The 12734-nt window shown below is 71.7% G+C and carries 12 protein-coding genes; all 12 read left to right on the top strand.

The window, feature by feature from the left end:
- Positions 1-31: 31 nt before the first annotated feature.
- The 12 genes from ACE3T5_RS00085 to der all read left to right on the top strand — a co-directional run bounded on the left by ACE3T5_RS00085 (position 32) and on the right by der (position 12661).
- Positions 32-1057 (top strand): RluA family pseudouridine synthase, encoded by a 1026-nt coding sequence (locus ACE3T5_RS00085; RefSeq protein ID WP_374663333.1) that lies wholly within the window; start codon positions 32-34, stop codon positions 1055-1057.
- A gap of 93 nt (positions 1058-1150) precedes the next feature.
- Positions 1151-1897: an SMC-Scp complex subunit ScpB gene (gene scpB / locus ACE3T5_RS00090; protein WP_374663127.1), complete on the top strand. Its 747-nt coding sequence runs from the start codon at positions 1151-1153 to the stop codon at positions 1895-1897.
- 4 nt (positions 1898-1901) lie between these two features.
- Positions 1902-3308, top strand: a complete 1407-nt coding sequence (locus ACE3T5_RS00095; protein ID WP_374663129.1) for a pseudouridine synthase — start codon at positions 1902-1904, stop codon at positions 3306-3308.
- A gap of 81 nt (positions 3309-3389) precedes the next feature.
- Positions 3390-3815, top strand: a complete 426-nt coding sequence (gene ndk, locus ACE3T5_RS00100; RefSeq protein WP_374663131.1) for a nucleoside-diphosphate kinase — start codon at positions 3390-3392, stop codon at positions 3813-3815.
- A gap of 19 nt (positions 3816-3834) precedes the next feature.
- Positions 3835-4989 (top strand): 23S rRNA (adenine(2503)-C(2))-methyltransferase RlmN, encoded by a 1155-nt coding sequence (gene rlmN, locus ACE3T5_RS00105; RefSeq protein ID WP_374663133.1) that lies wholly within the window; start codon positions 3835-3837, stop codon positions 4987-4989.
- Entirely contained in the window at positions 4986-5810 is an 825-nt protein-coding gene (gene pilW, locus ACE3T5_RS00110) for a type IV pilus biogenesis/stability protein PilW (RefSeq protein WP_374663135.1), read from the top strand. Before rlmN ends, pilW begins: the two co-directional genes overlap by 4 nt.
- Positions 5803-6819, top strand: a complete 1017-nt coding sequence (locus ACE3T5_RS00115) for a helix-turn-helix domain-containing protein (protein ID WP_374663137.1) — start codon at positions 5803-5805, stop codon at positions 6817-6819. The genes pilW and ACE3T5_RS00115 overlap by 8 nt, the downstream gene beginning before the upstream one ends.
- On the top strand, positions 6819-8102 hold the full coding sequence (gene ispG / locus ACE3T5_RS00120; protein ID WP_374663139.1) for a flavodoxin-dependent (E)-4-hydroxy-3-methylbut-2-enyl-diphosphate synthase: 1284 nt from the start codon (positions 6819-6821) through the stop codon (positions 8100-8102). The genes ACE3T5_RS00115 and ispG overlap by 1 nt, the downstream gene beginning before the upstream one ends.
- 11 nt (positions 8103-8113) lie before the next feature.
- On the top strand, positions 8114-9439 hold the full coding sequence (hisS, locus tag ACE3T5_RS00125) for a histidine--tRNA ligase (protein WP_374663141.1): 1326 nt from the start codon (positions 8114-8116) through the stop codon (positions 9437-9439).
- Positions 9440-9470: 31 nt separating this feature from the next.
- Positions 9471-10151, top strand: a complete 681-nt coding sequence (locus ACE3T5_RS00130) for a YfgM family protein (protein WP_374663143.1) — start codon at positions 9471-9473, stop codon at positions 10149-10151.
- Positions 10148-11305: an outer membrane protein assembly factor BamB gene (bamB, locus tag ACE3T5_RS00135; protein ID WP_374663145.1), complete on the top strand. Its 1158-nt coding sequence runs from the start codon at positions 10148-10150 to the stop codon at positions 11303-11305. The genes ACE3T5_RS00130 and bamB overlap by 4 nt, the downstream gene beginning before the upstream one ends.
- A gap of 18 nt (positions 11306-11323) precedes the next feature.
- Positions 11324-12661, top strand: a complete 1338-nt coding sequence (gene der, locus ACE3T5_RS00140) for a ribosome biogenesis GTPase Der (protein WP_374663147.1) — start codon at positions 11324-11326, stop codon at positions 12659-12661.
- The last annotated feature ends 73 nt before the right edge of the window (positions 12662-12734 follow it).

A 12734-nucleotide genomic window follows, 5' to 3' on the forward strand; every position in this document is an offset into this window, starting at 1 on the left:
CGTCTGTCTCGCAGAATTGGGCCGAACCATTATATCGACCGACCCCTCGCCGGAAGCCCTGGACGACCTGCTCGAAGAGGCCGAAGCAGCCGCCGAGACGCGGGCCTTCGTCATCGACACCCCCTTGCACGGGGAGCGGCTCGACCGCGCCCTCGCCCTGCTGGCGCCCGAGTTCTCACGCAGCTACCTGCAACAGCTGGTCGCCGAAGGCGCGGTGCGGCTCGGCGGCGCACCGGCCCTGCGCAGCGCCACCCGCGTGCGCGCGGGCCAGTCCGGCACGATCGAGCTGCGACCCACGCCGCGTACCCAGGCCTTCCTGCCGCAGCCGATGCCGTTGGCCGTGGTGCATGAGGACGCCGACCTGCTGGTGATCGACAAGCCTGCTGGCCTGGTGGTGCATCCCGCGCCCGGCCACTGGAGCGGCACGCTGCTCAACGGCCTGCTGGCACGGGACCCCGCCGCTGCGGCACTGCCGCGGGCCGGCATCGTGCACCGGCTGGACAAGGACACGAGCGGATTGATGGTGGTGGCGCGGACACGCGCCGCCATGGACGGCCTGGTGCAGCGCATCGCCGCGCGCGAAGTGACGCGGCAGTACGTGGCGCTGGCGCACCGTCGCTGGGAGGGGCCTGCAAGACGCCGCGTGGAGGCCCCTATCGGGCGCGATCCGCGGCAGCGGCTGCGCATGGCCGTGGTCGACCTGCAGCGCCACGCCGGCCGCCCCGCCGCCACGGTGATCGAGTGCGTGGCGCAGGCCGCTGCCGGCTGCCTGGTGCGCTGCACGCTGGAGACCGGGCGCACGCACCAGATCCGCGTGCACATGGCCCACATCGGGCATCCCCTGGTGGCCGATGCGCTGTATGGCGGCGCGCCGGCCGGCGGCCTGGCGCGGCAGGCGCTGCATGCGGTGCGGCTGGCCTTCGAGCACCCCGTCACGCGGCAGCCGCTGACCTTCGATTCGCCCCTGCCGGCGGACCTGGCCGAGGCCCTCTCGGCGTGGGGCCTGGAGTACAATGAAGCGCACCGGCTCCAGAGCGAGCCCCCGGCGGCGGCCTGAACGGCCCGCCTGCCGCGGCCACGGCGCGGCGACGATCCGCTTTCGCGATGCCGCCGCGCGAACCCTCAGCCCCACGGCACCAGCGACGAGACCATGAACACGGCGGATGCCCGGCGCATCCTGGAAACCGCGCTGATCTGCGCGCAGCAACCGCTATCGGTGCGCGACCTGCGCGTGCTGTTCGACGACGCGCTCGGCGCCGACACCATCCGCGAATTGCTGGGCGAGCTGCAGCAGGCCTGGACGCAACGCGGCGTGGAGCTGGTCTGCGTGGCCAGCGGCTGGCGCTTCCAGAGCCGCCCCGAGATGCGCGAGTACCTCGACCGGCTGCACCCGGAGAAGCCACCGCGCTATTCGCGCGCCACGCTGGAGACGCTGGCCATCATCGCCTATCGCCAGCCCGTGACGCGCGGCGACATGGAAGAGATCCGCGGCGTCACCATCAGCAGCCAGCTGCTCAAGCAGCTCGAGGACCGCGGATGGGTCGAGGTGATCGGCCACCGTGAGGCGGCCGGCCGGCCGGCCCTGTACGCGACCACGCGGCAGTTCCTGGATGACCTGGGCCTGGCCTCGCTCGACCAGCTGCCGGAGCTGCAGAGCCCGTCGCCGCAGGCCGATGCCCTGGCCGGCCTCGCCGGCGAGCTGCCGGAGGCCCCCGGCGCCGATGGCGAAGGCGACGCCGCCATGGCGTCCGGCCTGCCCATCGAGCAAGGTCTCTTCGCCGATGAGACCCCCGTGCCGGCGGATGCGCCGGCTGCGCCCGCCGCGTCGACCCCAACGCCCCCCCACGAGGCCGACGACGCCGACGATCCGGACCACGCCCAAGCCCTGCCGACCTGAAGCGATGAACACCCCCCCCAGAGCCGCCCACGCGCCCGAGACCCCCGCCGAGCCCGTGCGCGAGCCGGACGAGGATGCGAAGCTGCCGCACGATGCAGTGCCCTCGGCCCCTCCCGCCGGTGCGGCCGTGCCTGAGGCGTCGTCAGAGGCCGGCCCGCCCGACGAGGAAGCGGGCGATGCGCCCGGGGCCGAACCCGCTGACGAAGCAGCCGCCGGCATCGACACGGCCGACACCGCCGATGGCGACCGTCCGGACAACCGCTTCCTGGACGTCATCTCCGGCCGCTTCGACGCCGAGGCCGAGGCCGCCGACGCCGCGCCGCCCAAGCGCGTGCTGCTGCCCCAGCCCGAGACACCCAAGCTGCACAAGGTGCTGGCCCAGGCCGGCCTGGGCTCGCGCCTGGAGATGGAGCAGCTCATCATGGAGGGGCGCATCTCCGTCAACAACGAGCCTGCCCACATCGGCCAGCGCATCCAGTACGGGGACCAGATCAAGGTCAATGGCAAGCCGATCCGCGTGCGCATCGCGCCGCCACCGGCGCGCGTGATCGCCTATCACAAGCCGGTCGGCGAGGTGGTCACCCATGACGACCCGCAGAACCGGCCCACCGTGTTCCGCAAGCTGCCCCGCCTGCAGCAGGGCAAGTGGCAGTCGGTCGGCCGGCTGGACCTCAACACCGAGGGCCTGCTGCTGTTCACCAGCTCGGGCGAGCTCGCCAACCGGCTGATGCACCCGCGCTTCGGCGTGGAGCGCGAATACGCCGTGCGCGTGCTGGGGGCGCTGGCCGACGAGGAGCGCCAGCGCCTGCTGGATGGCGTGCGCCTCGATGACGGCATGGCCCAGTTCGGCAGCATCGAGGACGGCGGCGGCGACGGCTCCAACCGCTGGTACCGCGTGACCATCCACGAGGGCCGCAACCGCGAGGTGCGGCGCCTGTTCGAGGCGGTGGGCCACGCGGTCAGCCGGCTCATCCGTATCCGCTACGGCGCGATGGTGCTGCCGCATGGCCTGAAGCGCGGCATGTGGATGGAGCTCGACGAGCGCGACATCCGCGAGCTCACCCAGGCCGCCGGCGTGCCGGAGCTCGGCCGCGAGGCGGCATCCGAAGGCAGCGGTCGCGGCCGCAACCAGCGGCGCGGCCGCGGCGACGGCCCACGGCCCCAGGGCGGCCCCGGCGCCCGGACGGACGGCCCGCCATCGGGCAACCGGCGCGGGCGGCCCGGCGGCGGCGCGGGCGGCGGTGGCAAGGGCGGCAGCGGCAAGGGGCAGGGCGGCGGCCAGCCCGATCCCATGAAGACGTCGCTCGGCTACATCGGCAGCGACAGCTTCAACCGGCAGCGCCGCGAAGGCGGCGGCCCGGGCGGCGGGCGGGGTGGTTCACGCCGCGGCACCGGTCGCGGGCGGGGTTGAGGCTAGAATCGCGGGCTTTGCCGAACTTTCCGGTTGCGGCGAGATTCCCTAGCATCAGCAGAACCCTTCCAGGAAGCCCCCATGGCCATCGAACGCACCCTGTCCATCATCAAGCCCGACGCCGTTGCCAAGAATGTCATCGGCCAGATCTACGCGCGCTTCGAGGCCGCCGGCCTGAAGGTCATTGCCGCGCGCATGGCCCATCTGTCGCGCCAGGAGGCCGAGCAGTTCTACGCCGTCCACAAGGAGCGCCCCTTCTTCAAGGACCTGGTGGACTTCATGGTCTCCGGCCCGGTGATGATCCAGGTGCTGGAAGGCGAGAACGCCATCCTGAAGAACCGTGACCTGATGGGCGCGACCGATCCCAAGAAGGCCGCCGCCGGCACCATCCGCGCCGACTTCGCCGACAGCATCGACGCCAACGCGGTGCACGGCTCCGACGGCCCCGAGACGGCGAAGGCCGAAGTCGCCTTCTTCTTCGCCGGCATGAACGTCTATTCCCGCTGAGCCGGGAACAGGCCATGCCATGACGGCCAACCTGCTCGATTTCGATCTCGAGGGGCTGGCCGCCTATTGCGCCACGCTGGGCGAGAAGCGCTTCCGCGCCACCCAGCTGTTCCGCTGGATCCACCAGCGCGGCGCCAGTGATTTCAGCCAGATGACCGATCTGGCCCGCTCCCTGCGCGAGAAGCTCGCGCAGCATGCGCGGGTCGAGGGCCTGGCCGTGCTCTCGCAGCACGAATCCGCCGATGGCACCATCAAGTGGCTGTTCGACGTCGGTGACGGCAACGCCGTCGAGGCGGTCTTCATCCCCGAGGACGACCGCGGCACGCTCTGCGTGTCCTCGCAGGCCGGCTGCGCGGTGGGCTGCCGCTTCTGCTCCACCGGCCACCAGGGCTTCTCGCGCAACCTCTCCACGGGCGAGATCGTGGCGCAGCTCTGGTTCGCCGAGCATTTCCTGCGCCGCCACCTCGGCCGCGACGAGCGGGTCATCTCCAATGTGGTGATGATGGGCATGGGCGAGCCGCTGCAGAACTACGCGGCCCTGGTGCCCGCCCTGCGCGTGATGCTGGACGACCACGCCTACGGCCTGTCGCGTCGCCGGGTCACCGTCTCCACCTCGGGCGTGGTACCCATGATCGACCGCCTGGCGCAGGATTGCCCGGTGGCCCTGGCGGTCTCGCTGCATGCGCCCACCGACGCGCTGCGCGACGCGCTGGTGCCGCTCAACCGCAAGTACCCGCTGGCCGAGCTGCTGGACGCCTGCCAGCGCTACCTTGAGCACGCCCCGCGTGACTTCATCACCTTCGAGTACTGCATGCTCGACGGCGTGAACGACCAGCCCGAGCATGCCCAGGCGCTGGTGGACCTGGTGCGTGGCCATCGCGGCACGGGCGTGTCGTGCAAGCTCAACCTGATCCCGTTCAACCCGTTCCCGGCCTCCGGCCTGCTGCGCTCGCCGCCACAGCGCGTGCAGGCATTCGCGAAAATCCTGGTTGATGCTGGTATCGTGACGACCGTGCGCAAGACCCGTGGCGACGACATCGACGCCGCCTGCGGGCAACTCGCCGGTGACGTGCGCGACCGCACGCGCGTCGGCGAGCGCATGGCGCAGCAGCGCACGGTGGTACTGAGAAGGGCGCCGGCCCCCGGCCGGACCAAGGAGACGACGCGATCATGACAACGGGCTGGGCGAGGGTGGGGCGGCTGTCCCCCGGGTGGGCCGTTGCGGCGGCGGCCGGCGTGCTGCTGCTGACGCTGGGCGGCTGTGCGAACCCGCCCCAGGAAGCCAGCGCGGCCGACATCGTGACGCCGTCCGACGAGACGGAGACGCGCCGTCGCGCGCGCATCCGCCTGGAACTCGCCTCCGGCTACTTCGAGGAAGGCAAGACCGAGGTCGCGCTCGACGAGCTGAAGCAGGTCATCACCATCGACCCGTCCTTCCCGGATGCCTACAGCCTGCGCGGACTCATCTACATGCGGCTGGGCGACAACCGCCAGGCCGAAGACAGCTTCCGCCGCGCACTGGCGCTGAACTCGCGCGATTCCAACGTGCATCACAACCTGGGCTGGCTGCAGTGCCAGCTCGGTCGCTACCAGGATTCGTTCCGTTCGTTCGAGGCGGCGATCGCCAACCCCGTTTACGGTGGCCGGGCCAAGACGCTGATGGCGCTGGGCCTGTGCCAGGCGCGCGCAGGCCTGCGGCCCGAGGCCGAGCGCAGCCTCGCTCGCGCCTACGAGCTCGATGCGGGCAACCCCATCATCGGCTACAACCTCGCGCAGCTGCTGTACCTGCGCGGCGACTACGCGCGGTCGCAGTTCTACATCCGCCGCCTGAACAACAGCGAGCTGGCCAACGCCGAGTCGCTGTGGCTGGGCATCAAGGTGGAGCAGCGCATGAACGACAACGTCGCGCTGGAGCAGCTGGCGGACCAGCTGCGCAAGCGCTTCCCGCAGTCGCGCGAGCGCGCGGCGCTGGACCGGAGGGCCTTCGATGAGTGAAGCGGAGGCGCCGCCGGCGCCGGCCGCCGGGGAGACCGCAGGGGCCATGCTGCGGCGGGCACGCGAAGCCGCCGGCCTGCATGTGGCCAACCTCGCCGTGAACCTGAAGGTGCCGGTGCGCAAGCTCGAGGCCCTGGATGAGGACCGCTACGACCTCCTGCCCGATGCCGTGTTCGTGCGCGCGCTGGCCTCCAGCGTCTGCCGCACGCTGAAGATCGATCCCCAGCCGGTGCTGGAACGCCTGCCGCAGTCGTCCAAGCCGCGTCTGGTGCAGGACGACGATGGCATCAATGCGCCCTTCCGGGCGCCCGGTGATGGCCCGGCACCCGGCTGGATGGAGCAGCTGTCGCGCCCGGTGGTACTGGGCGTGCTGGCACTGCTGCTGGCCGCGGTCGTGCTCGTGTTCCTGCCCGGCGCCCCGGGCAGCTCCGAGGCCCCACCGGTGGCGGCCACGCCGGTGCTGCCGCCGCCGGCCGTCACCGTGACGCCGGTGGAGCCGCCGCGCACCGCGCCGCTGACCGCGCCCGCTGTCGCCCCGAAGGCGGTGCTGGCGCCTGCGCCGGCTGCCACGCCGCCCGCGCCGCCCGCGCCGCCCGCACCGGCCCCTGTGGCCGCGCCGGCACCCGCGCCGGCACCCGCACCCGCGCCCGCGCCCGCTCCCGTGACGGCCGCTCCGGTTCCCGCGCCGGCCGCCGTGGTTCCGCCCGTGGCGCAGACCCGTGCACCGGTGGCCGCCGCGCCTGCATCCGCTGTGTCGCCTGCCGCCTGGCCGGCGGGCCTGGTGGCCTTCCGCACCTCGGGCATCTCGTGGATCCACGTGACCGACGCGCGCGGCCAGGACGTGCTGCGTCGCCTCATGGGGCCCGGTGACACGGCCACCGCCGCTGGCGCTGCCCCGCTGACGGTGATCGTCGGCAGCGTCGCCTCCACCGAGGTGCAGGTCCGCGGCAAACCCTTCAACCTGGCCCCCGTGAGCCGCGACAACGTGGCCCGCTTCGAAGTCCGCTGATGAACGATCAGGCCTGTCTGCCCATCGCGCCGGCTGCGCCGGCCCCCCGCCGCTCGCTGCAGGCCCGCGTGGCCTGGGGCGCGCGTGTCGTCACCGTCGGCGGCGACGCGCCGGTCCGCGTGCAGTCGATGACCAACACCGACACCGAGGACGCCATCGCGACGGCGATCCAGGTGAAGGAGCTGGCCCTGGCCGGCAGCGAGCTGGTGCGCATCACGGTGAACACGCCCGAGGCCGCCGCCCAGGTGCCCTACATCCGCGAGCAGCTCGATCGCATGGGCATCGACGTGCCGCTGGTGGGCGACTTCCACTACAACGGCCACCGCCTGCTGACCGACCATCCGGCCTGCGCGGAGGCGCTCTCCAAGTACCGCATCAACCCCGGCAACGTCGGCAAGGGCGACAAGCGCGATCGCCAGTTCGCGCTGATGGTCGAGGCGGCGCTGAAGTGGAACCGGCCGGTGCGCATCGGGGTGAACTGGGGCAGCCTCGACCAGGAGCTGCTGGCCAGCCTGATGGACGAGAACGCGCGCCGCGCCCAGCCCTGGGAGGCCCGCCAGGTGATGTATGAAGCCCTGGTCACCTCCGCCATCGAATCCGCCCACCGGGCCGAGGCCCTGGGCCTGCCGCGCGAACAGATCCTGCTGTCGTGCAAGGTCAGCGGCGTGCAGGACCTGATCGCCGTCTACCGCGAACTCGCGCGCCGCACCAACCACCCGCTGCACCTCGGGCTGACGGAGGCCGGCATGGGCACCAAGGGCACGGTGGCCTCTTCGGTCGCCATGGGCATCCTGCTGCAGGAGGGCATCGGCGACACGATCCGCGTGTCGCTCACGCCGCAGCCCGGCGAGTCGCGCACGCAGGAGGTGGTGATCGCCACCGAGATCCTGCAGGCCCTGGGCCTGCGCGCCTTCGTCCCCAGCGTCACCGCCTGCCCCGGCTGCGGCCGCACGACCAGCACCACCTTCCAGGAGTTGGCCAAGCAGATCGACGATCACCTGCGCGCGCAGATGCCCGTGTGGCGTGCCAAGTACCCGGGCGTCGAGAAGCTCAAGGTCGCGGTGATGGGCTGCATCGTCAACGGCCCGGGCGAGAGCAAGCATGCCGACATCGGCATCAGCCTGCCTGGCACCGGCGAGGCACCGGCCGCCCCCGTCTTCATTGACGGCGAGAAGGCCCTCACCCTGCGCGGCGAACGCATCGCGCAGGAGTTCCACCAGATCGTCGAGAACTACATCGACAAGCGCTTCGGCCACGCTCCGGCGTCGGCCGGGCATGCCTGAGCAAGGCTTCCATGGCTGAGAAACTGAGTGCCGTCAAGGGCATGAACGACATCCTGCCGGCCGCCGTGCCGCGCACGGAGAAGCTGCCCGACTCGCAGCTGTGGCAGTGGTTCGAGTCCGCCGTGCGCGACGTGCTGGCCCGCTACGGCTATCACTACGTGCTGACGCCGGTGGTCGAGCCCACCGCGCTGTTCGTGCGCGGCCTGGGCGAGGTGACCGACATCGTCGAGAAGGAGATGTACTCCTTCACCGACGCCATGAACGGCGACCGCCTCACCCTGCGGCCGGAGGCCACGGCCGGCATCGTGCGCGCGGTCATCGAGCACAACGCGCTGTACAACGGTCCGCTGCGCATCTGGACCATCGGTCCGATGTTCCGGCACGAGCGGCCGCAGAAGGGGCGCTACCGCCAGTTCCACCAGCTCGACGTGGAGGCACTGGGTCTCGCCGGCCCCGACGTCGATGTCGAGATGATCCTCATGGCGCGCGCGCTCTGGCGCGAGCTCGGCCTGGTCGAGGGGCGCGACGTGCGGCTGGAGATCAACAGCCTGGGCCAACCGGCCGAGCGCAAAGCGCACCGTGACGCGCTGGTGGCCCACCTGGAGGCCCATGCCGACCGGCTGGACGCCGACGCGCAGCGCCGCCTGCACAGCAACCCGCTGCGCATCCTCGATACCAAGAATGAGGCCATGCGCGATGTCGTGGAGTCCGCGCCCCGGCTGATCGATTTCCTCGGACCCGAGTCGCTGGCGCACTTCGACACGCTGCGTGCCTCGCTCGACGCCGTCGGCCTGGCCTACACCGTCAACCCGCGCCTGGTGCGGGGCATGGACTACTACAACCTCACCGTGTTCGAGTGGGTGACTGACCAGCTCGGCTCGCAGGGCACGGTGTGCGGGGGCGGGCGCTACGACGGACTCATCCAGCAGCTGGGCGGCAAGCCCGCGCCCGCCGTCGGCTTCGGCCTGGGCATCGAGCGCCTGCTGCTCCTGCTGCAGGCGCTGCAGGTGCCCGTGCCCTCGGCTGCCCCGGATGCCTACGCGGTCGTGCCGGCCGGTGTGCCGCTGCCAGCGGTCATCGCCGCGGTCGAGTCGCTGCGCGGTGCCGGTGTGCGGGTGCAGATGCATGCGGCCGGCCCGGAAGGCCCCGGCAGCATGAAGGCGCAGTTCCGCAAGGCCGACGCCAGTGGCGCGCGCTATGCGCTCGTCTTCGGCCCCGACGAGCTGGCCCAGGGCCAGGTCGGCGTGAAGGCCCTGCGCGGCGGCGATGGCACGCAGGTGCCGATGCCCCTGGCCGACCCGGCGTCCTGGGCCGTGAAACTACAATCCCCGGCTTGATCCACGCGCCCGGCGCGCGAGCGCCCCATCCATGGCACGACAACTCGACCTCGAAGAACAGGAACAGCTTGACCAGCTCAGGCACTTCTGGAAGCAATACGGCAACGCGATCACCTGGTTCCTGATCGCCGTGCTGGGCGGCTTTGCCGCCTGGAACGGCTGGCAGTACTGGCAGCGCTCGCAGGCCGCCCAGGCCTCGGTGCTCTACGACGAGATCGACCGCGCGGCTGGCGCTGGCGATCCGGTGCGGGCCGAGCAGGCCTTCAACGACATCCGCGACAAGTTCGGTCGCACCACCTACGCGCACCAGGGGGGCCTGATGGCCGCCCGCGTGCTGGCGCAGAAGGGCAAGGCCGATGCGGCGCGCGCCGCGCTGCAATGGGTGGCCGACAGCTCCGGCGACGCCGGCCTGAAGGCCGTCGCGCGGTTGCGGCTCGCCGGGCTGCAGGTGGAGGCGAAGGCCTTCGACGACGCGCTCAAGACCCTCTCGGCGGCCTTCCCGGCGCAGTTCGAGGGCCTGGCGGCGGACCGCCGCGGCGACGTCTACAACCTGCAGGGCAAGGGTACGGAGGCGCAGGCTGAATACGCCAAGGCCTGGAAGGCGCTCGACGCCGAGGCCGAGTACCGCACCCTGGTCGAGGCCAAGCTCACCGCGCTCGGCTTCGACATGCAGACGCTCAAGCCCGCCGCGCAGCCGGCCGTGAAATCATGATCGCCCGCGCGATCCGCTCCCGCGCCGGTCGCCTGGCCCTGGCCGGCATGGCCCTGGCTGCGCTGGCAGGCTGCTCGTCGCTGCCCTTCATGGGCGGATCGGACGACAAGCCGAAGCCGGCCGAACTGCAGGCCAACCCCAACCTGCTGGGTGTGCGGCAGGCCTGGTCGGCGCGCATCGGCGAGGTCGGCTTCCCGCTCGGCGTGGCCGTGAATGGCAACCAGGTGACCCTGGCCGCCTCTGACGGCACCGTGGTGGCCCTCGACGCGACCAGCGGCCGCGAGGTCTGGCGCGCCGCCGCCGGCGGTGCGCTGGCCGCAGGCGTGGGCTCGGACGGCACCACGGCGGCGGTCGTCACCCGCGGCCAGGAACTGGTGGCCATGACGGGTGGCCGCGTGCTGTGGCGCCAGAAGCTGCCGGTGCTGTCGTACACCCCGCCGCTGGTGGCTGGTGCGCGCGTGTTCGTGCTCGGCGCCGACCGCTCCGTGAGCGCCTTCGACGGCCAGACCGGCGCCCGCCTGTGGAGCCAGCAACGCCCCGGTGAGGCCCTGGTGCTGCGCCAGGCGGGCGTGCTGCTGGCCGTGGGCGACACGCTGGTGGCGGGGCAGGGCGGCCGTCTGGCCGGCCTCAACCCGCTGACTGGCAGCGTGCGTTGGGAGGCCCCGATCGCCATCGCCCGGGGCGTGAACGACGTCGAGCGGCTGGTCGACCTGGTCGACCGCGTCAGCCGCGAAGGCCAGAGCGTCTGCGTGCGGGCCTTCCAGGCGACGGTGGGCTGCGTGGACACGTCCCGCGGCGCCGTGCTGTGGACGCAGAAGGCCAGTGGCGCCACCGGCGTGCACGGCGACGCCACGCACGTCTTCGGCACCGAGAGCGATGGCCGCGTCGTCGCCTGGCGCCGTGACAACGGCCAGCGCGCCTGGCTCAACGACAAGCTGCAGTTCCGCGGCCTGGGCACGCCGCTGGTGCTGGGTCGTTCGGTCGTGGTGGGCGACGCGCAGGGCTTCGTGCACCTGCTGTCGCGTGAGGACGGCACGTTGCTGAACCGCCTTGCCACCGATGGCTCAGCGGTGGCGGCCGGCCCCGTGGTGGCCGCCAACACCCTGGTCGTGGTCACCCGTTCGGGCGGGGTCTACGGCTTCACGCCGCAGTAGCCGAAACCCGAGGCGCCCATGAAGCCCGTGATGGCCCTGGTGGGGCGCCCCAACGTCGGCAAGTCGACCCTGTTCAACCGCCTGACGCAGTCGCGCGACGCCATCGTCGCGGACTTCGCCGGCCTCACGCGCGACCGCCACTACGGCAATGCGCGCCAGGGTCGCTACGAGTTCATCGTCATCGACACCGGCGGCTTCGAGCCCGATGCCGAATCCGGCATCTTCATGGAGATGGCCCGTCAGACGCGCCAGGCCGTGGCCGAGGCGGACGTCGTCGTGTTCGTCGTCGATGCGCGGGCCGGCCTGTCCGCGCAGGATCACGACATCGCGCGCTACCTTCGCCGGCTGGGCAAGCCCACGGTGCTGGCCGCGAACAAGGCCGAGGGCATGCAGACCGGCCCGCAGCTCACCGAGTTCTATGAACTGGGTCTGGGCGAGGTGCATCCCGTGTCGGCCGCGCACGGCCAGGGCATCCGCAGCCTGGTGGAGGCCGCGCTCGACCCGCTCGACCTGCCCGAGGAAGACGACGCTGCGCCCCCTCAGGAAGCCGGCGTGGTCAAGCTGGCGGTGGCCGGCCGGCCCAACGTGGGCAAGTCCACCCTCATCAATGCCTGGCTGGGCGAGGAACGCCTGGTCGCCTTCGACCTGCCGGGCACCACCCGCGACGCGATCGCGGTGCCCTTCGAGCGCAACGGGCAGAAGTTCGAGCTGATCGACACGGCCGGCCTGCGCCGCAAGGGCAAGGTATTCGAGGCCATCGAGAAGTTCTCGGTCGTCAAGACGCTGCAGGCCATCGAGAGCGCCAATGTCGTCCTGCTGCTGCTGGACGCCACCCAGGGCGTGACCGACCAGGACGCCCACATCGCCGGCTACATCCTCGAGAGCGGCCGCGCGGTGGTGCTGGCGGTGAACAAGTGGGACGCGGTGGACGAGTACGCGCGCGAGGTGCTGCGCCGCCAGATCGAGGCCCGGCTTGCTTTCCTGAAGTTCGCCGAGCTGCACTTCATCTCGGCGAAGAAGCGGCAGGGCCTGGGCCCGCTGTGGGGCGCCATCGCGCAGGCCCACAAGGCCGCCATGACCAAGATGACCACGCCGGTGCTGACCCGCCTGCTGCTGGAGGCCGTGCAGTTCCAGTCGCCCAAGCGCTCGGGCATGTTCCGGCCCAAGCTGCGCTACGCGCACCAGGGCGGCATGAACCCGCCGGTGATCGTGGTGCACGGCAACTCGCTCGAACACGTGACGGACGCCTACAAGCGCTTCCTCGAAGGCCGCTTCCGCAAGGCCTTCAACCTGGTGGGCACCCCGCTGCGCATCGAGATGCGGACCTCGAAGAACCCCTACGCCGACAAGGAATAGCCGGCGGGGCCCTTGCAAGGCCGGCGCGGGGCCCCATCTCCCCCTCACGGGGCGCAAGCTGCGCCGCGCCGAC

Source organism: Ramlibacter sp., assembly GCF_041916345.1.
In the GTDB taxonomy this organism is placed as follows: Bacteria; Pseudomonadota; Gammaproteobacteria; order Burkholderiales; family Burkholderiaceae_C; genus Ramlibacter.

Excerpts from the sequence above, each read along its gene's own strand:
- scpB (WP_374663127.1), top strand. The coding sequence starts at position 1,151 with ATGAACACGGCGGATGCCCGGCGCATCCTGGAAACCGCGCTGATCTGC.
- ACE3T5_RS00095 (WP_374663129.1), top strand. The coding sequence starts at position 1,902 with ATGAACACCCCCCCCAGAGCCGCCCACGCGCCCGAGACCCCCGCCGAG.
- ndk (WP_374663131.1), top strand. The coding sequence starts at position 3,390 with ATGGCCATCGAACGCACCCTGTCCATCATCAAGCCCGACGCCGTTGCC.
- rlmN (WP_374663133.1), top strand. The coding sequence starts at position 3,835 with ATGACGGCCAACCTGCTCGATTTCGATCTCGAGGGGCTGGCCGCCTAT.
- pilW (WP_374663135.1), top strand. The coding sequence starts at position 4,986 with ATGACAACGGGCTGGGCGAGGGTGGGGCGGCTGTCCCCCGGGTGGGCC.
- ACE3T5_RS00115 (WP_374663137.1), top strand. The coding sequence starts at position 5,803 with ATGAGTGAAGCGGAGGCGCCGCCGGCGCCGGCCGCCGGGGAGACCGCA.
- ispG (WP_374663139.1), top strand. The coding sequence starts at position 6,819 with ATGAACGATCAGGCCTGTCTGCCCATCGCGCCGGCTGCGCCGGCCCCC.
- hisS (WP_374663141.1), top strand. The coding sequence starts at position 8,114 with ATGGCTGAGAAACTGAGTGCCGTCAAGGGCATGAACGACATCCTGCCG.
- ACE3T5_RS00130 (WP_374663143.1), top strand. The coding sequence starts at position 9,471 with ATGGCACGACAACTCGACCTCGAAGAACAGGAACAGCTTGACCAGCTC.
- bamB (WP_374663145.1), top strand. The coding sequence starts at position 10,148 with ATGATCGCCCGCGCGATCCGCTCCCGCGCCGGTCGCCTGGCCCTGGCC.
- der (WP_374663147.1), top strand. The coding sequence starts at position 11,324 with ATGAAGCCCGTGATGGCCCTGGTGGGGCGCCCCAACGTCGGCAAGTCG.